The sequence below is a fragment of the Chryseobacterium culicis genome (assembly GCF_900108365.1).
Taxonomy (GTDB): Bacteria; Bacteroidota; Bacteroidia; order Flavobacteriales; family Weeksellaceae; genus Chryseobacterium; species Chryseobacterium culicis.
Genome location: NZ_FNWQ01000001.1, coordinates 1117861 through 1136356 on the forward strand (window position 1 = coordinate 1117861; position 18496 = coordinate 1136356).

General features: G+C 33.2%; 18 protein-coding genes. 9 read left to right on the top strand and 9 right to left on the bottom strand.

Going from position 1 to position 18496, the window contains the following annotated elements:
* Positions 1–6: 6 nt before the first annotated feature.
* From BLW74_RS04955 to BLW74_RS04975, 5 genes are read left to right on the top strand one after another with little or no spacing between them, the layout of a single operon-like run.
* Positions 7–381: a hypothetical protein gene (locus BLW74_RS04955; RefSeq protein WP_089690319.1), complete on the top strand. Its 375-nt coding sequence runs from the start codon at positions 7–9 to the stop codon at positions 379–381.
* 25 nt (positions 382–406) lie between these two features.
* Complete coding sequence (locus BLW74_RS04960; RefSeq protein ID WP_089690320.1) at positions 407–1018, top strand: hypothetical protein; 612 nt, start codon at positions 407–409, stop codon at positions 1016–1018.
* 16 nt (positions 1019–1034) lie between these two features.
* Positions 1035–1451, top strand: coding sequence for a low affinity iron permease family protein (locus BLW74_RS04965; RefSeq protein WP_089690321.1), 417 nt, complete (start codon positions 1035–1037; stop codon positions 1449–1451).
* Positions 1369–2970, top strand: coding sequence for an alpha-amylase (locus BLW74_RS04970; RefSeq protein ID WP_228424776.1), 1602 nt, complete (start codon positions 1369–1371; stop codon positions 2968–2970). The genes BLW74_RS04965 and BLW74_RS04970 overlap by 83 nt, the downstream gene beginning before the upstream one ends.
* A 36-nt stretch (positions 2971–3006) precedes the next feature.
* Positions 3007–3441, top strand: a complete 435-nt coding sequence (locus BLW74_RS04975; RefSeq protein WP_089690322.1) for a thiol-disulfide oxidoreductase DCC family protein — start codon at positions 3007–3009, stop codon at positions 3439–3441.
* Positions 3442–3543: 102 nt separating this feature from the next.
* Here BLW74_RS04975 and BLW74_RS04980 read toward each other — a convergent pair whose 3' ends face one another.
* The 5 genes from BLW74_RS04980 to BLW74_RS05005 form a co-directional block, all read right to left on the bottom strand.
* Positions 3544–4545, bottom strand: coding sequence for an SDR family NAD(P)-dependent oxidoreductase (locus BLW74_RS04980; RefSeq protein WP_089690323.1), 1002 nt, complete (start codon positions 4543–4545; stop codon positions 3544–3546).
* A gap of 34 nt (positions 4546–4579) precedes the next feature.
* Positions 4580–5347, bottom strand: coding sequence for a succinate dehydrogenase/fumarate reductase iron-sulfur subunit (locus BLW74_RS04985; RefSeq protein WP_089690324.1), 768 nt, complete (start codon positions 5345–5347; stop codon positions 4580–4582).
* A gap of 133 nt (positions 5348–5480) precedes the next feature.
* Complete coding sequence (locus BLW74_RS04990; protein ID WP_089690325.1) at positions 5481–6329, bottom strand: cyanophycinase; 849 nt, start codon at positions 6327–6329, stop codon at positions 5481–5483.
* Positions 6330–6347: 18 nt separating this feature from the next.
* Entirely contained in the window at positions 6348–7178 is an 831-nt protein-coding gene (locus tag BLW74_RS04995; protein WP_089690326.1) for a type 1 glutamine amidotransferase family protein, read from the bottom strand.
* 648 nt (positions 7179–7826) lie between these two features.
* Positions 7827–8210, bottom strand: a complete 384-nt coding sequence (locus BLW74_RS05005; RefSeq protein WP_089690328.1) for a winged helix-turn-helix transcriptional regulator — start codon at positions 8208–8210, stop codon at positions 7827–7829.
* A 128-nt stretch (positions 8211–8338) separates the two neighbouring features.
* Here BLW74_RS05005 and BLW74_RS05010 point away from each other — a divergent pair, with 128 nt between their 5' ends.
* Positions 8339–9130, top strand: coding sequence for an SDR family oxidoreductase (locus tag BLW74_RS05010; protein WP_089690329.1), 792 nt, complete (start codon positions 8339–8341; stop codon positions 9128–9130).
* Between the two features lie 20 nt (positions 9131–9150).
* The gene (locus tag BLW74_RS05015) at positions 9151–9474 is read left to right on the top strand and encodes a nuclear transport factor 2-like protein (protein ID WP_089690330.1); all 324 of its coding nucleotides are present in this window, start codon (positions 9151–9153) and stop codon (positions 9472–9474) included.
* Between the two features lie 307 nt (positions 9475–9781).
* On the opposite strand, the gene BLW74_RS05020 is transcribed toward BLW74_RS05015, so the two are convergent.
* The 4 genes from BLW74_RS05020 to BLW74_RS05040 form a co-directional block, all read right to left on the bottom strand.
* A complete protein-coding gene (locus BLW74_RS05020; protein ID WP_089690331.1) occupies positions 9782–10105 on the bottom strand; it encodes a hypothetical protein in 324 nt (107 codons plus the stop codon).
* A 582-nt stretch (positions 10106–10687) separates the two neighbouring features.
* Positions 10688–10903 (bottom strand): hypothetical protein, encoded by a 216-nt coding sequence (locus BLW74_RS05030; protein WP_089690333.1) that lies wholly within the window; start codon positions 10901–10903, stop codon positions 10688–10690.
* Between the two features lie 824 nt (positions 10904–11727).
* Positions 11728–11970, bottom strand: a complete 243-nt coding sequence (locus tag BLW74_RS05035; RefSeq protein WP_089690334.1) for a hypothetical protein — start codon at positions 11968–11970, stop codon at positions 11728–11730.
* 168 nt (positions 11971–12138) lie between these two features.
* On the bottom strand, positions 12139–12894 hold the full coding sequence (locus BLW74_RS05040; RefSeq protein WP_089690335.1) for a T9SS type A sorting domain-containing protein: 756 nt from the start codon (positions 12892–12894) through the stop codon (positions 12139–12141).
* Positions 12895–15334: 2440 nt separating this feature from the next.
* On the opposite strand from BLW74_RS05040, the gene BLW74_RS05050 reads away from it, so the two are divergent.
* Together BLW74_RS05050 and BLW74_RS05055 are read left to right on the top strand one after the other, a co-directional pair.
* Positions 15335–16219, top strand: a complete 885-nt coding sequence (locus BLW74_RS05050; protein ID WP_139265697.1) for a helix-turn-helix domain-containing protein — start codon at positions 15335–15337, stop codon at positions 16217–16219.
* 489 nt (positions 16220–16708) lie between these two features.
* Positions 16709–18181 carry a tetratricopeptide repeat protein gene (locus tag BLW74_RS05055; RefSeq protein WP_139265698.1) on the top strand — a complete coding sequence of 491 codons (1473 nt, stop codon included), beginning with the start codon at positions 16709–16711 and terminating at the stop codon, positions 18179–18181.
* Positions 18182–18496: the final 315 nt, after the last annotated feature.

Sequence of the window (18496 nt, forward strand, 5' to 3'; positions counted from 1 at the left end):
AAAAATATGAAAAAAAAGCATTTTGTACCCATTCTGCAGGGATTGTATTTTATCATAACAGGGATCTGGCCGATTGTTCATATTGAAAGTTTTATGCAAATAACAGGTTATAAGACGGATATATGGCTGGTGAAAACTGTTGGCCTATTGATCTTGCCCTATAGTATTTTGTGTTTTTATACAGTAATCAATACGAAAAGGAATGCTGCAATTGCAATAGTTAACATAATGTGCTGTCTGGGACTGGCATGGATAGATCTCTATTATTATCTCAAAGACACCATCAGCTGGGTTTATCTCATTGATTGTGCTTTGGAAATGATATTTTCTGCCTACTGGCTTTTTTATTTGAATTATTCTAAAAGAACCTACAGACCCTGATGTAATTCTAACAATACCATACACTATGAAAATCAAAGAAATTCCAGGAATCCCGCCGCAAAAAAAAGGTGGTTTTCATAATACGGAAAGTATAAAGAAGTTTGATAATCCTGAAATGACCGCTCAGGAATTTGTCATACTCAAGAACAGACTCTATTCGGTGAATCAGTGGAAAGATTTTTGCGGAGAAGGATTCGCTGATTTTAAGCTTTACGATTCATCCGGTAACTATGTAGACCGTATTCCGGTTAAAGGAGATTTTATAAGAATTGACATTCCGGGGCCCGGCACGCTTGAAGCCGGTTTTGACTGGGTAAAAATTACAGATATCAGTGATGACCATACTAAAGAAGATGAATTTGAAAATATTTCTATGACCTGCAGGCCATCCAAAGAACCGGCTAAGTCCGGTAAAAGGTATACCGCCCATTTTTATTCTTCAGGTGCCACTTCTACCTTCATGATTTCAAGGGGAAATACTTATATCAAAGCTGCGGTGTACGGAAGAAATGAGACCGCCAATCTGGATGCCAACTTTTTGGATACCATAAGAAATGTGGTGATTGCTCTGGGAGGAATGATAGGAATCTCGAAGATTCAGTGGAAGCGACTTACCGATGCGCTGTTAGATTTTTAAAAGTAAAAGTATCATTATGAAAAGCAATTTTTTTGACAGATTTGCAGATAAGGCTGTCTGCTTTACAGGAAGTGCCGCTGCCTTTATTATCGCAGTCCTGCTGATTATCATCTGGGCAGCTGCCGGGCCTTTATTTAATTTTTCTGAACCATGGCAGATTGTTATTAATACCGGCACTACAATCATTACTTTTCTGATGGTTTTCTTAATTCAGAAAGCGCAGAATAAAGATTCCAAAGCGATTCAGATTAAATTAAACGAACTGATTCAGGCCCATGAAAAAGCCAATAACAGATTAGTAGATATCGAAGATCTTACAGAAGAAGAATTAGATAAAATTCATAAGCTGTATGAAAAAAAAGTCGGGTTATGGAAAAAACAGGATCCCAAAGAGCCCCATTCCGATGAGATCTGTAATCACCGGTACAAATAATCATAGTAAACTGAAAACCAAATACAATATGAATGGAGTTATTATTCAATTTTTCCATTGGTATCATGAAGGTAATCTCTGGAATGAATTTACAGAAAGATGCAGCTATCTGAAAGGCCTGGGATTTACGGCAGTGTGGTTTCCGCCCGCCACAAAATGCGTATTGGGAAAAGAGGGCAGGGGATATGATGTTTACGATTCCTATGACCTGGGAGAATTTAATCAGAAAGGAGGTGTTGCAACAAGATATGGTACCCGCGAAGAATACCTGCTCGCCATTGACAGGGCGCATGAGTTAGGGATGTCGGTCTATGCTGATATCGTAATGAACCACCGGATGGGCGGTGATGAAATGGAAGCAGTTACGGTGCATCAGGTAAAAGAAGAGAACCGGAATGAACGGATTGGTGAACCTTTCGAAGCTAAAGCTTTTACCCAATTTACTTTTCCGGGAAGGAATGGCAAATATTCTCAGTTTGTATGGAATTATACCTGTTTTAACGGAATAGATCGTGTTCAGAAAGATGGCGAAGAGCTGAAGGGTATTTTCAAGATCCATAATGAATTTGGAGAAGATTGGAATCAAACGGTAAGCCGTGAATTTGGGAATTACGATTATCTGATGGGAGCCAATGTAGAATACCGTAATCCGTATGTTGCCGGAGAAATGAAAAAATGGATTAAATGGTACCTGGAAACTACGAATGCAGATGGTCTGCGTCTGGATGCCGTAAAGCATATTTCAGTGGATTTTCTGCAGGAATGGATTGCTTATGTAAAAACAGAGCTGAAGCCGGATTGTTTTATATTAGGAGAATTCTGGAAAGACGAAGCGGAAAAGATATCTCATTTTTCTGATCAGATACGAGAAATGATTTCCTGTTTTGATGTACCCCTGCATTATAATTTTTTCACAGCGTCCGAAAAAGGGAAAGACTACAATCTCAGTGAAATTCTAACGGGTAGTTTTCTGGAAAAAAAACCTGTTTTTTCCGTTTCATTTGTAGAAAATCACGATACGCAGCAATTGCAGTCTTTGGAGTCAACAGTACAGGATTGGTTCAAACCTTTGGCTTACGCAGTCATATTACTCATGGAAGAGGCCTATCCCTGTGTATTCTATCCCGATCTTTTCGGCGCTGAGTATACGGATCTAAAAGAGGGGAAAGAGGTGAAAATTATAATGCCGAAAGTTGAAATTCTCCCTCAGCTTCTTGAAGCACGTCAGAAATTCGCTTATGGGGAGCAGATCAATTATTTTGACCATCCTAATTGTATTGCCTGGATGAGAAAAGGTGATAATGACCATGCCGGCTGTATCGTGATCTTGTCTAACAGTGATGAAGGATGTAAAGATATAGAGCTGGGAAAGGAAAATGCGAATTCTGTATACAAGGATTTTACGGATCAAAGTGATCATGAAATCCGGACAGATGAAAACGGAAAAGCCAGATTTACTGTTAATGCCCGATCTGTAAGTGTGTGGATCAGAGCTTCAGGTATTACCAGGATACAATAAATACTGACGCTGTTTATAACGAGAAAAAAAAGAAAAATGAAGACGCTGAATAATAAAAATATTGTATTTTTTGATGGAGACTGTGGATTTTGTAATTTTTGGGTGCAGTGGATATTGGAGCATGACAGGAGGGATCAATTCTTATTTTCTTCCCTTCAGTCAGAATTTGGACAAAAATTTCTCTCCAGCCGGGGGCTGGAAACATCACAGTTTAACACTTTATACCTGTTAAAACCAGATGGAAAATATTTAGATAAATCCCGCGCAGTTCTGGAAATTGCCAAAATATTAGGCGGAATATATTCTGTTTTTAGAATCGGAATAGTGCTGCCCGGAGCCTTAAGGGATCTGCTGTACGATATAATTTCGCGTAACAGGATGAAAATTTCTTCTCAAAAGTGTTTTCTGCCTGATCAGAATCAAAAAAAGAAATTTATAGAAACAGATCCCTTCAATTCGCTTTTACAATAATTAAAATAATTTGTTACTGCAAATTTGTGCAATCAAAACACCCAAGATATACCGCTTCAATGCTTATACAATAAAGGTGGGTATTGTTTATCTCACGTTTATTTATTCGATATCTTTATCGCGAAGGAAATTCCTGATATGGAAATTCAGGCTGTCTTCTACAGTAATAAATTCATAATGTAAAGTTTTTACAATTTTCTCATTTGACATTTTCTGGAAAGACGTTAAGAATTCAATATTGGGTTGCGTTAGTAATCTTAATGCAGGAATCAACCCTCCCGAAAGGATATTTAAAATTCTCCCAATCTTTAAAATGTTTTCAGACAGGATAAAAGAATTACCCCTTTTTTTAATCAGTCTCGACAGATCGCTGTATTTTCTGTTCTCTGAAATAATGATGAAACGTTCTCCGAAAATATTTTTTTCCATGAGTCCGATGGCCGTTGCTGCCACATCCCTTACATCTACAACTCCCGTTCCACCAGGGAAAGAATACCATCGGTTACAGAAAATCTGTAAGAATTCGCCGCTGCTTTTTTGCCAGTTACCACTTCCGATAATCATCCCGGGATTAATAATAATGGTATTTAATCCCTTATGAAATGCTTCAAGGACCGCTTTGTCTGCTTTATATTTTGAAATGGCATAGATGGTATTATTTTCACCGCTGATAAGATCTGAATTTTCATCAATTGCTTTGCCGTCTTTCCTTTGTTTAAAAATAGCCCCGGAACTTACATAAAGGAACTTCATCGCCGGAAAATACAGGCAGCAGTCAATAATGTTCTCAGTTCCTTCCACATTTACTCTGGTAACATCTTTCTGTTTTTTCGGGTCATACGTAACATGTGCTGCACAATGATAAATCTCCTGAACATCTTTAAGGGCATTTTGAATACTTTTTTTGTTATTCAGATCCACGGTCACCCATTCTATTTTATTAAAATAGTTTTCGGCATTTTCTGTATAATATTTCAATGATTGCTTTACCTCTTCCAAATCACTGGAATCTCGTTTTGCGGCACGCACTTTTTTGCCCCTTTTGAGAAGCTCCAGAACAAGCACTCTGCCAAGAATTCCAGTGGCTCCGGTTACTAAAATCATTATAAACAATTTAGATTAATGTTAGCATCCTGCATTATTCTTCACTAAGCCATGCGTTGATGTACTCTCTGTTCATTCTGGCAATAGTATCCAGTGAAATATTTTTAGGGCATTCGACTTCACATGCTCCAATGACAGAACAATTTCCAAATCCTTCATCATCCATTGCTTTTACCATATTTAAAACCCTTCTTTTTCTTTCAACTTTCCCCTGTGGCAGTAATGCAAAATGAGAGACTTTAGCACCTACGAAAAGCATCGCAGCACCATTCGGGCAACAGGCTACACAAGCTCCGCAGCTTATGCAGGCGGCGGCGTCCATTGCTTTATCAGCATCCGCTTTGGGAATGGGAACAGCATTGGCATCCAATGTATTTCCTGAGGTATTGGCAGAAATAAATCCGCCTGCTGCCATAATTCTGTCAAAAGCACTACGGTCTGTAATTAAATCTTTAATAACAGGAAATGCAATACTTCTCCACGGCTCAATGATAATAGTGTCACCATCGCTGAACATTCTCATGTGGAGCTGGCATGTTGTAATTCCTGTATCCGGGCCATGTGCTCTTCCGTTTATATACAAAGAGCACATACCGCAGATTCCTTCACGGCAGTCATGATCAAAAGCCACAGGATCCTTATTCTCATTAATTAGCTGTTCATTAAGTATATCCAGCATTTCCAGAAAGGATGAATCAGTAGAAATACCCGAAATTTCATAAATTTCAAATTTTCCTTTGCTTTTCCTGTTTTTCTGGCGCCAGATTTTCAAGGTGAGGGATAAATATTTTCTTGTATTCATAGCATCTTTGAATTGGATTAGTAAAGTAGGATTATTATCCTTTACGCTTTTATGAGTGTCCTCATATGATGGCTGATGATCAGCTGAATATACTTAATCAGGTAAAAGAATCCCGTTTTCTTACTGGTTGCTGCTACTTTTCTTTGGCAGATGCCCCCACAAATACATTGTTGATAAAATCAATTTTACATCCCTCAGTCAATATATCAGCTTTAAGATTTTCAGCATAAATAGGATAGCCTTTTTTCACCGTTTCTATATTGGTACAGCCGATTTCCTTTGCATTAAAAATCCAGGTCATTCCGGAGCCGTAGCAGGTTCCTTTAGATCCTTCTTCTATTAAAAGAGCCGTATCTTCTCCTAAGCCGATTCCCCAGCAATCCCGGTGGGAAATCACAGCATGTGCCAGTCTTCCGAATCTTGCCCGGTGTACAAAATGAGTATCAATAATATAGTTTCCTATTAACCCTAACCCGGTATCAAATTCAATATCATTTTCCAGGATGGCTTCTCCATTTAGGGCTTCCAGAATTACAATATCAGGCATGCACATGGCTCCCGCACTTGTTCCTGCAATCATAAAGTTTTCCTCATTCTGAAATTTTTCTCTTAAAAGATCTGTAAAAACAGATTGCTGTAAATTCTGGCAAATTCTATTCTGGTCACCTCCCGTAAAAAAAATGGTAGATGCTGCTTCAAGTCTTTTCAGATGATCATCTGTATGGATCTGATCATCCCTGATATCGAGAAAACCAAAATTTGTATATCCGATTTCTTTAAATGTCTTTGTATAGGTCTCCTGCATACTTTCGGGTTCAGCAGTTGCTAACGTAATTACTTCAATCCTGTCGTCTTTTGATTTTGCTAAAAGTTTGAGGATTTCATGAGGTGAAAAATCTTTATTCTTTTTTTTCATTTCAGAGGTATTTCCCTCTCTATCTTCTTTGCCGCCAATGATGAGTATTTGTCCTTTTGGTTTCATATTGAATATTTTGTAGAATTATCTAATGGTATTTCGGTTGGTAAAGTGTAAGCTGTAGGTATTGTTATGGTGTTTAATCAGTTCTCCGTTCAGTAAGCTGATCACTGATCCATCGGTAAGAATATGTCCTTTCAGATTCCTTTTATATACGGAGTCTCCTGTTGTTATAGGGTTGTTTTTAACATTTTTGGCATTCACCACCATTATAGAATTATCGCCAAAACATGATGCTATATATCCTTTTTCAACAAGTAATGCCGTTCCTTCATTGATTCCCAATCCTAAATATTCCTGCCGTCCAATAACTGTTTTTACTAAACTTTTAAATCTTGCTCCATGCATAAAACTGGTGTCAATAATGCAGTTATTGATAAAGCAAAGACCTGCATCGGTACCTCCGGTATCATTGAGTATCAATCCTGAAAGATTCATTGCTCCTGCATTGATTCCGACGATGGTAAAGTTTTCTTCCTCATGATATCTTTTTCTTAGAAGCTCAAGCATTGCTGAGTTTCTTAAAAATGCACAGATTTCGGGCGTATTATTATCAAAAACAACCACTTTTGCCTCCAGTATTCGTCTGTAATAATCATCCACATCCTGTTTTTTTTGAATATGTATATACCCTGTATTATGATACTGCTGCTTTTCCAATATCGCAGAGGACTTCTCTTTTTTGCCTGCTCCTTTGTTGGCTGTCATAATAATTTCAATACGTACATCTTTTTGCACAGATACCAACCCAAAAGCTTTTGTTAATAAGTGATATGATGTTAACGCACAGTCTGATTCTTCTGTCGTAATTTTATCATTACCCCTGATGATAATTAATCTGCCTTTTGAAATCATACATAATTATTCGTTAGCAGTTTTTGTATGGTTATCTTTTTTGATCTTAACTGTATCTGATGTTTCTTTTAGCGTCCGGATAGTATCCGATGCTTTGTCATTCACAGTTTCTTTTTTATTGTTCTGATCAATATACTGGGTCTCGGATTTCGTGCACGCAACGACTGTGCATAACAAGAAAAAATATCGTGTTAAATATTTCATAATAATTAATTTGGTCATCAAACTTAGCGATCAAAAAATGAACGTTTTATGATGATGATCACAACTACTACAGAATTATTGTAACTTTTTTTACATCATTGTTGATGAATCCCGAAAGCATAGACAGTAGCAGTGGAAACTATGCTGATAGAGTAGTATGAGAAAGCAAGTGGCAGTAAAAGAAAGTGTTTTGATCTCTCCGTTGTGAAAATCAAATTAACAGGTGAGAAAAATGTTTTATGACTACATTTTTTGATAGATCATTATAAAATAACAACAGAGGCAAAAGTCTCTCAGGCAAATACAACTGGAGGATAAAATAAAAGAAGAAATTGGGAGCACTTATAAAAGAGATATTCTGAACATGAAAGTCGCAGAACGCACAAGGCAAGATCCGGACCTACAGCATTGACTATAATAGTGCAATTACATATGGACTGCTTACTATGATTCCAGGTTTATACCGGCAGATTCGTGAATTCTTTTGATAATCAATGTTCTTAACCGATCTTCATGCTGATCAGCCCATTGACCTAAAACACCTATTACAGGAATCAGGCTTTCACCAAACTCCGTTAAACTGTATTCTACTTTCGGAGGTACAACCGGGTAAATTTTCTTTGTAACCAATTCGTGGCCTTCCAGTTCCTTTAGCTGAATATTCAGAACCCGTCGTGTTGCATCCGGTATCTTACGCTGTAATTCAGAAGGTCTTTTATGTCCCTGATTAATAAACCAAAGCAAACGTATTTTCCACTTACCATACAGTACTTCACCGATCAGATCAAGACCGCAGTTTAAGTTAGGTATTATTTTTCTCTCGTACATTTTGTAAAGGTAAACGTATGTCCCTTTTAGTACAATAGGGGAATAATTTATCCCTATGTGAATCGTAATTCCGTACTTGTACAAACTGTTTTTATACTCCAATTTTGTCCTATAAATAATTTAAAAAAATGGTACAATTTAATTTCAACAATGAGTTATCAGGTAAAATCGCACTGGTAACGGGAGGTACAAAAGGTGCAGGAAAAGCAATCGCAGAAAGATTGCTTCAGGCTGGCGCAACAGTTATCATTACGGCTAGAAATGCCCCTGAAGAAGAAAACAGCAATCTGCATTTTATCGCCTCAGATTTGAGCAGGGCAGAAGGCACACAAAAAGTAATCAGAGAAGTTTTAACTGCTTATGGACAGCTGGATATTCTTGTCAACAACCTTGGAGGATCATCTACGCCAGCAGGCGGCTTTGCTGCATTAACGGATGATGACTGGGAATCTACCCTGCAGGCAAATCTTTTCGCTCCGGTTAGGTTGGATAGGGGATTCTTACCACAAATGATTGAACGAAAAACCGGTGTTATTATCCATATTGCTTCAATTCAGGGGAAATTGCCTCTTTATGATTCCACTTTGCCTTATGCGGCTTCGAAAGCAGCATTGAGAAACTACAGTAAAAGTTTATCGAATGAAGTTACTCCCAAAGGGGTTCGTGTGCTGACTGTCTCTCCAGGGTGGATCAATACGACAGCATCGGAAGCATGGCTGGGTGAAATTGCAAGAAACGCGAACAGTACTGTAGAACAGGCACAACAAAGTGTAATGGATGCTTTAGGGGGGATACCTTTCGGGAGACCTGCTGAACCAAAGGAAGTAGCAGAATTGGTTGGCTTTCTTGTATCACCAAGAGCCGGTTATCTAACAGGAACTGAATTTGTAATCGACGGCGGGACCGTTCCAACAGTTTAATAATTAAAAATAATAAAAAAATGAATTTACCTACAGTAATCACAGATTTAGTGAAAGCCCAGAATGATTTTGACAGCGCTGCCTACGCCAACTGTTTTTCTGATACAGCTGTTGTTTTTGATGAAGGAAAAACACACAATGGAAGAAAAGAAATAGAACATTGGATCGCAGATTCCAACGAGCGCTACAGATCGGTTATGAAGCCTGTAAGCTATGAAGAGATTGGGACAGAAAAGATTCTAAAGGCAGAAGTTTCGGGTACTTTTCCGCAAAGTCCCATTGTATTAAAATTTCATTTTGATATTGCTGACGGACAAATACAGCGTTTAAAAGTAACTGATTAAAAAAGAGGCTGTCTCACTTCTGAGACAGCCTTATATATGTGCTGGAAAAGTAAAACTTTCCATACTGCGCTTCTTTTAAAAATACAGTGTTATAGATGATACTGTTTACCTATAATCAGATAGCTATTGAAAGGTTACGGTTGTGGCAAGCATCTTTAGAATCACTGGAAAACCTTTAATCATGCTATGGATATTGTATAAGTTTATTTCCCGATACAGCATCTAAAGAAGCCTTTATTAATGATACTTTAAGTCCTTTAAGGTGTACAAAAGTAGTACTTTTTTAAGATGTTCCAATATTTGTTGATTAAGCTTTATTTATTATGTACTTGATAAACCAGTTTGGGAACTTTGATTCATCAATATTAATTGTAAGTTCTCCATTGCCAATTTCAGCCACCACAAGCATTTCATCCGAGTTGTCAAATAAATAAGCACGATCTAAAAGTTTTAGGGCTGGATAAAGATTTTGAAGAGTGTTTATATCTCTTGTTACTATTTTATCTGGATCTGCCTTATGTCTACCTTTTTGAACCCTGTGATTAACTCTTGACACATTCAAGGTAGCTTTATCCAAACAAAGGAAATATAGGTAGACTTTGTAGCCTTTTTTTAGCGTCAATAATTTCATCGAGTTTTGAAGGGTGGCTCATTGCAGTTTCGAAAGCAGAGGAAATACCTTTTTTAAGAAGATTTTCTCTTATAAAAGAAGTTATTAAGGCCGCTTCGTAACTATGAGTATCTCTAGATTTATCGACAAAAATATTTACTTTTATTTCTATATCGATTTTATGTCCAGATTTTTGAGATTTATCTAAAAGAGCTTTTGCACTTTCAGTTTGATAAAAATTAATAAGGTCATCTTGAGTAAGGTCAAGACCTTGTGGTAATAAATCAAGAAATCCTTTTTATATTCTTCATAAGTTTGTTATTTCTTTGATCACAAAATAGATAATGTTATGAAGGAGGGTAGATAATTATAACTTTAATTGAAATTTATTCTATGTTGACTTTATTAGACTTTTTGCTATACTTAAATTCTCTTCTATTTTTAATATAAGTGCAACCAAAAGCTTAAGCAAAGTTTTATAATCATCTTCCTTTTCCTCTTTATTGTGACTATTAGTTGCATGAACATATTTATTCCGAAGCCATAAGCCATTAGAGAACCTATTGTTAAGGCAATAATCAAAATACTCTTGTTCGGCTACAGTTAGCAATTTGTCAGAAAATTTACCATTTTTTGTTCACTCATAAGATCAATTTCTTCACGAAGAGATTTTGGAAGACGCCAATAGCTTATAACATCAAAATCTGTTAAATAATTTTCGTCAATTAATTTTTGAACATATTTCTTGTCAACATTTTGCAAGTCTTCTAAACATAATGTTTCATTTTTTATAACAGAGTAAAAATTTTTATATTTCACTCATTATTTTTCATAATCAATTAAAAAACTCATACTACTGAAAAAAGTATGTTTTTAATTTTAAATATTCTTTTCCAAAAGGATAAACATATTTTTTTGTAAAAAGAAGGAATACTTTTATGCTTCGGTCTTTTAGGACTTACCAGTGTAGTAATTCATAATCAACGATATCATCTTCAATATAAAGTTTATATTGCTCAAGCAATGATTCAAACTCATGTGCCAATAATCTGATTTTCTCTAAATAGGTACTTTATTTGCTAGGCAAGTGCAGTTTCAAATTGTTGATGATATAATTTCTATTCAAATATTCATTCACAAAATTTTCCATAATATCTTCTAAACTTTTATCAATTGCATTAAAAAAAATCATAAATATGAATTTTCAAATGCCCTTCTAAAGATTTTTGCCAAAATACAGAATTCTAGTCAATAAGCTAGACGGGTTAATTCTCAATATGTTTTTATATGATTGATATCATTATATTCCTGCCATTAATAGGGATGTCCTATAAGGACATCCCTGGGTGTAATTAATTTAAAAAAAATTACATAAAAAAATATTAAAAATACTTAATTGTTTGTCTTGAGGCTTACTAAAGAAAATAGATATTTATTCATATTGTTCTTGCAGTAAAAAAGATTGTGGTAGATACCAATTTTATTTCTAGTTATTTATAAGATTTGTAAAATAGTTTTAATTATAACTTCATAGTTTTTATGAATTCTAATGTTAAAACAATATCCCTAAGGGAATTATAGCTTTCAAATTATTAGAATTATCAATTTTAAATTGTACAAAATTAATTACTAATAAATAAAAGTTATCTTTTAATTATTATTTTTCTTTGTATTAGGCCTACACTTTTTTCTCTTGCATAAATTTCATTCTTAACTGTATCTTCAACAATAACCCACAAATTGTTTTGTTTCCAAGTAATATTTAGAAACCTTTCATTTGGATATAGTTTTAAAACGCGTGTATGTTCATATTTTTCTATTTTATGCTTATTACATGAAATAAATATTAATATTATTGATAAAATTAATGTGACTGCTTTCATCATATCAAAAACGCTTGAGATTAGTATAGTAAAAAGAAATGATTTTGAAGGTTATATCTGGAAACCAAACTTAAAGACATAAACTTTAAATCTTTATTTTTGTGCTTTATTTATAGATAATATGTAACTATCTAAATGTTTATGTTTAGCAATAATTGAATCAGTTTATATTTATTTTTTAGTAAAAACTTTTGTTATAGACTTTCCCATTTTATCCGTAAACTCAATTATATAAGTTCCTTGAGCAAGACTTTCAACAGAAAGCACGTTATTATATACTTTGAAAAAATCTATTTTCTTTCCTTCAATTGTATAAATCGATGCGGAAACAATATTTTCAGAAGATCTAAAATTAAGTTCTTTACTTGTTGGGTTTGGATACATGCTTATTTTGCCCTTTCTTAATTCACTATCATTTACTGCAAGATTCGACGTTGATGAATTTGTTATATTTAAAGTGTAAGATACAGTTTGGGGTGTTGACCAAGAAGATATAAGTACATAGTAAGTTTGTCCCGCTGTTACAGCAAAATTATCAATGGTTATTACACCATCTTGTGTTGTGGTTTGGCAACCTGCATAATTTTGACCAATATTTGAACAACTTGTGTAAACAAATATCCCGGTCCAAGCGGTAGCATTAGGTATTTCTATTTTTATAGTTCCACTCACAGATGGTGTATAGGAATAAATTACATCATTTCCACTATGATAATAGTTCCCATATAGTCCCATAAACGAGCTAGTACAATTCGGCAAATTGGATCCTGAAGTGGGTGGGTCGTAGTTATCAGCATAATTAGCTGTATCATCAGTTGTGGTATATGGTAATGAGTTAATTACAATAGGATTTTCACATGTTTTTCCTACTTGTGCTGAACTAAATAAAAATGTAAAAATTAAAATTAAAAGGAATGTACTTTTCATATAAATTTATTTTTAGTAAAGATATATTTTTGGCGAAATTATGAAGTTAATAATACATCTTCAGTTTTTAACTAAAAGGAGTTATATTTATTAATGATTATTCAGAAGTTGTAATGTGAAATTTGTATATGCAGCAGAAATAATTTATTAGTCCAACAGTTTTTAAAAGCATCTGGTATCTCTTAAGAGAAGCATCTGACGTTTTCTTAATGTATTAGTTTTTCCAACCATACCCAAGATTTCATAATCTTCTGATAGTGTGTTTGGGATAAAGCTCATTTCTCTCAGGGGTCGGATAAACTTTAAAATCTCCTTAGGTATTTTGTATTCTCAATAACTCCTTTTTCTGAAGAAAAAATATTAAGAGTGTAATCTGCAAAACATCTATAAGAGAGGGAAAGCTTTGCTTCATCATTCTCATTTTTTTAGAACTCCAAGTTGGATTAATGTAAATGGCTTAATCATTTCTTCTTGTAATATTGCTAGAAACTGATGTGACATTACTAATCCTGTAGTTCCAATAGAAATGTTATTAATAGATCTGAATATTATACTTTAAATTCTTTTATCATCGGTTCTGGATGCAGAAGAGAAAGAAGACACAGTTTCCTAGGTAAAGGTTAGTAACTCTTACTTTAGCTTTAACAAAGAAGGAATATTTAGTTGCTGGAGAAAGCCTTGTACAGTATAATTAAAGCTGTGGATCCTATAAATGCAGCACTTTGATAAACGCTATATCCTGGGTCTCCTTCATTTCCCTTAGCACTTTACTGAAAGATTATTTTTTGTAGTAGTAGTTCCAGAATCGAAGAAAGGTGATGAGGAGCTACTATGTAGTTAGTGGTTTTGGCTGGATATACAGAGAGGATGGCGTTCTTCACATCAATGAAATATGATTCGATACTTTTAGTATAAGTCTTTCGGTAGTTGTTATAGAATTTTGAAATCGTTGCAGCCTACAATCATCATTTGGATTTCCTGCCAACAGAACGATCCATATGTTTCCATTATCTGCAAAAGCAGTTCCTTTTGATATGGGTCTATGGATGTATTGGCGCAGATTACAGTATAATTATTTGCAATCGGAATTATTAATGTCACGAAGATTTTTTGAAAAACACTATTCAAAAAAGGCATTGCGATATTCATTGCTGACAAATCCACTTCTATATTTCCACATAATACTTCTCGTTTTTTAATGGATATTTACATTGTTATATTTAAGGAAACCTATGGTAACAGCAAAACTTTAACTAAATAGAATGTAATCGCTCCAGTACAAGTACTGACAGTTAAACAGCATAAATAGCACAAATATTTTAACAGGTTGAATAAATAAATAAATAAATAAATAAATAAATAAATAAATAAATAAATAAATAAATAAATATGTTCATTATCATATACTGTGCTAGGTATATTTTTTTGGGTACGTTAGTAATGCATAAAGCAATATTATTAAGTTTATAGTAATAATTCGCACAAACCACAGTCTGGTTCTAGATTGTAAGGATTATTACACTCTGCTGTTCAATCTAATGTATTGTATTGTATTGTATTGTATTGTATTGTATTGTATTGTATTGTATGTTAATGATTCAATTTTGATGATACTCATTTGAACTATCTATTTGTTTTGCACAATTATAAGGAATGTTTAGAATGTAAATTGTTAAAATAATTTTCTTTAATTTATATTTATTAAATACTTGAAGAGCTAGTTTACGCACATTCATCTTATTTCTCAAAGTACTAAATTTTGAACTATACAATTAATTTTTGTTTTTTCGTGCCAGCAAGCTTGAATAATCAACAGGATTGTCACTAATTTTATCTGTAAGATAGACTTTATAACAATATTCATCAGTAGTTAATCGAGCCCGCGACCGAAGCTTTTTGATATAGAGCTTTGTACTGAGATCCTGACAGTTATTTTCCATCTATCTCCAAAATACTACTTGCAAAATATTTCCTACTTGATAATAGTAATGATATCACTTACTCATACAATTACTCATAGCAATGACTGTGGAAAAAGCTTTACATAATGTACTTTTCAGACTAGCAAGCTTCCAATGTTTCTTGCCAAACTGAAAATCTTTTATTAAGTACGTTTTGAAAATATTTGGGTTTTTGAGGCCGGACAGTTGATCGTATGAATTTACCTTTAAGACACTATTTAATTTTAATACATTAGTTTTAATTAATGTATTATTTGTTGAGTACTTGTGTGCTATAAAATCTAAATGCAGAATACTTCTCTAGAAAATAAATTAATTACACATAAGTACCTTGATGTGACACCAATTTGTTTTTAAACCAAGTCAATATTACTTTCTTTGTTGCTGTACTTTTAAATTTATATTCATCAAATTATTGTTTATTCTTGACTGATATAAAATCATATGTTACTGAAAAAAAACAAACAAACATACAGCAAATGACCAGTTTAATTTCACCAGTTACACTTAATGAATTTAAAAAAAAAACAGAAAAAAAATTGTTAATCGAAGATTTTTTTGCAATCAGTTGTACAAAAAATAATTTTTATTTTGAATGCGATAGGTGTTATCGTGCTGATTACTTATGCATTATTGTTGTTAATGAAGGTTACTTAAGAATTTTAGTTAATAATATAGAGAATATATTATATGAAGGTGATGTATTAGCGACTAAACTTTCGGAAGTCTTTATAGTAAGAGAGATATCTGATAATTACAAAGCGAGGTGTATTTATTACTCTTTTGACTATGCGTCAAATGCTGGATTCGGATTTAGATCATATATAACCAGAAGTTTATCAAAAAAAATTCCTGAAATAATAAGCCGGCAGTCTAATTTATGTGATAAGTTAAATTCTCATATCGATGCACTCGAAAAAATAAATAGTATTGAAAACCAATATTATTATTCAATTGAAATTATTAGACATTATTTTTCGTTAATAATATATGAAATAGGTAATTTTTTAAAACAAGAAAAATTTGATTTAGCAGTCAATTCGCGAGAAGTAGAAATTACAAACCTTTTTTTCAAACTGGTAAGGGAGAACGCAATACAACAACATAATGTACAATATTATGCAGACAGAATATTTATTAGCAGAAAATATTTGAGCCGAATTGTAAAAAAAACTGTTGACAAATCACCAAGAGATATAATTAATAATATTTTGGTTACCGAAGCTGAGCACCTATTAAAAAATACATATGCAAATATTAATGAAATTACAACTTGTTTGAATTTTACAAGTCAAGCTGTTTTCTACAAATTCTTTAAAAAAAATACTGGAATGACACCATCTCAATATCGAAACACCTATTAATATCGACATTAATTAAAATATTGTGCAGTGGTATTAAATTGTAAATAGTGTGAACTTACAATCCCTACAAAAAGATTGAATACCGTATTTTCCAACTAGTTTGCTACAGAATTTAGCCAGTATTGGATGTTTTAAGATATTAGTTAAACGCGATAATTGGACCTTGCCTTTACGTGAAGATCATTATTAGCAATGAAAATTTGAAAGTTTAGAAAGGCATCACCAAACACCTACATAATAATAATAATAATAATAATAATAATAATAATAATAATAATAATAATAAGCATTTTTTTAATTAAACGAATAGTTAGGTATATAATTTGCAACAATTTTATGCCACGTTATCACACCATTACAAAAATATTAACTAAACTAATTATTTTATATTGATTAGGTTGAGATCATGTAAAATACAGTTTGATAAGTACTTATAGTAGGTTCTTGTATTATAAATAACTAATTTATATTTAATATTTTTTTGTTCTTATGTCAAAAGTTATAATGATTTTGTTGTTAATCTTTTCGGTCAATTGTATTGCTAAAAAAAACAATGCAAAGGTAGACAGTCTTTTAGTTCTTGCAGATTATTATGTTGATCGGGATTATTCAAAAACTTTATTTTATGCGAAGAAAGCGATCTCTATTTCTGAAAAAGCTTACGATTCGGAGAAAATAGTATGGTCATATTATTATGCTGCAAAAGCGTCAGCATGGCTAAAATTAACTGACCAGAGTTTACGATATATTGATATGGCAATCAAACAAGATATTCGGGATCCATTGCTTCATTCAGTGTTGCTATATGTAAAAGGGGTTAATTACGGCAGAATAGGAATGCATAAGTTAGCTATTGATGAATTCAAAAAAGTATTGGAAATTACAGAAAATGAAAAATCAGCTGAATGTAAACTCGTGAGAGCGAAAGCCTATTACGCGTTGGCAGATGAAAATACTTCTAATGTGTATCTTCATAAAGCAATGAGAATAATAAATTCAATTCCGAAAGACCAATTAGCGTTAACCAGAAGAACTTTCAGATTTCAATCATCCTTATATCAGGTTATGGGGATGTATTTTTTGCAAAAAAAACAAATGGATTCGGCTAGTTACTATTTTACAAAAGCATATAAGCAATCATTTCATGATGATGTAAAGCCTAAAAGTGAATTTCTAGTATCCTTTGGAGATTATTATCAGAAACTTGGTGATGATGACAAAGCATTAAAGTATTATTTACTTTGTATGGATGAAATAAATCGAAGTGATACAGCTGCATTTACCAGGGATGGTCCCGGATTGTTAGAAAAAATCTATCTGATTTATCATAAGAAGGGAGATAAAAAAAATGAAGAAAAAATAAGGGGTAAATATTATCAAGAACAGCATGAATTTGCTAGAGATCTTAACCATAATGTTTTAAAAACAGTTAATCTTGAATTAAATAAAAAGATGAAAGAAAGTTATGAGCATAAAAAGAAATCTCAGCTAGCTATCTTTTGTATCATAATTTTTGTCATTTTAGTAATAGTTACATCTTCTTACCTTTACATAATAACACATAGAAAGAAAAATGCAATAATTACTGAGAAACAACAAATGTTAATATTGAAGGAAAGACAGACGGTTAATTTATCATTGAGAGTTGAAGGTGCATTAGATGAAGTAATAGATGCAGCAAAGAAAAATAAGATTCAATTTTGGCCCCTTTTTCAAAAGCTGCATCCTGATTTTGTGAAAATATTAACAGGAGTTAATCCGGATTTAAAAACTACAGAATTAATACTATGTGCCTTTATATTTCTTGGGTTCAATACGAAGGATATTGCTGAATATACATTTAAAGCAGTGCAGACTGTTAAAAACAATAAACATAACTTGAGAAAAAGACTGGGTTTACCTCCCAAACAAGATTTAAGCATATGGATTAGATCGCTATATCATAACAATATTAATGAGTAATATACAAGAAGTAAGTCAAGAGGTGCTAAAACCCTTACCAATACTAAGGTTATAAAAGAAATTGAATCTATTATCCTCAATTTAAGAAGAAAATAAAATGGGGAGCTGCAAGAATCTCAATTCATCTATTTCGAATGGGAATCATGCTTTCAGCAATGGTTGTTTGGTGGTTACTAATCCTGTAGCAAAAAGGAATAAAAATTTGATTACGAAAGGTACAGCAAAGATATTCCAGGAGATAAATTCCAGCTTGATGTTGCTAAAATCAGGAATAAGGCTTATCAATTTACAGCTATTGATGAATGTACAATAGTG

Bases quoted from the DNA above. Each gene is read 5' to 3' on its own strand.
- BLW74_RS05035 (WP_089690334.1), bottom strand. From the start codon at position 11,970: ATGATGAAAGCAGTCACATTAATTTTATCAATAATATTAATATTTATT.
- BLW74_RS05040 (WP_089690335.1), bottom strand. From the start codon at position 12,894: ATGAAAAGTACATTCCTTTTAATTTTAATTTTTACATTTTTATTTAGT.
- BLW74_RS04985 (WP_089690324.1), bottom strand. From the start codon at position 5,347: ATGAATACAAGAAAATATTTATCCCTCACCTTGAAAATCTGGCGCCAG.
- BLW74_RS05055 (WP_139265698.1), top strand. From the start codon at position 16,709: ATGTCAAAAGTTATAATGATTTTGTTGTTAATCTTTTCGGTCAATTGT.
- BLW74_RS05050 (WP_139265697.1), top strand. From the start codon at position 15,335: ATGACCAGTTTAATTTCACCAGTTACACTTAATGAATTTAAAAAAAAA.
- BLW74_RS04975 (WP_089690322.1), top strand. From the start codon at position 3,007: ATGAAGACGCTGAATAATAAAAATATTGTATTTTTTGATGGAGACTGT.
- BLW74_RS05020 (WP_089690331.1), bottom strand. From the start codon at position 10,105: ATGAAATTATTGACGCTAAAAAAAGGCTACAAAGTCTACCTATATTTC.
- BLW74_RS04970 (WP_228424776.1), top strand. From the start codon at position 1,369: ATGAAAAAAAAGTCGGGTTATGGAAAAAACAGGATCCCAAAGAGCCCC.
- BLW74_RS04960 (WP_089690320.1), top strand. From the start codon at position 407: ATGAAAATCAAAGAAATTCCAGGAATCCCGCCGCAAAAAAAAGGTGGT.
- BLW74_RS04995 (WP_089690326.1), bottom strand. From the start codon at position 7,178: ATGATTTCAAAAGGCAGATTAATTATCATCAGGGGTAATGATAAAATT.
- BLW74_RS04955 (WP_089690319.1), top strand. From the start codon at position 7: ATGAAAAAAAAGCATTTTGTACCCATTCTGCAGGGATTGTATTTTATC.
- BLW74_RS04990 (WP_089690325.1), bottom strand. From the start codon at position 6,329: ATGAAACCAAAAGGACAAATACTCATCATTGGCGGCAAAGAAGATAGA.
- BLW74_RS05005 (WP_089690328.1), bottom strand. From the start codon at position 8,210: ATGTACGAGAGAAAAATAATACCTAACTTAAACTGCGGTCTTGATCTG.
- BLW74_RS04965 (WP_089690321.1), top strand. From the start codon at position 1,035: ATGAAAAGCAATTTTTTTGACAGATTTGCAGATAAGGCTGTCTGCTTT.
- BLW74_RS05010 (WP_089690329.1), top strand. From the start codon at position 8,339: ATGGTACAATTTAATTTCAACAATGAGTTATCAGGTAAAATCGCACTG.
- BLW74_RS04980 (WP_089690323.1), bottom strand. From the start codon at position 4,545: ATGATTTTAGTAACCGGAGCCACTGGAATTCTTGGCAGAGTGCTTGTT.
- BLW74_RS05015 (WP_089690330.1), top strand. From the start codon at position 9,151: ATGAATTTACCTACAGTAATCACAGATTTAGTGAAAGCCCAGAATGAT.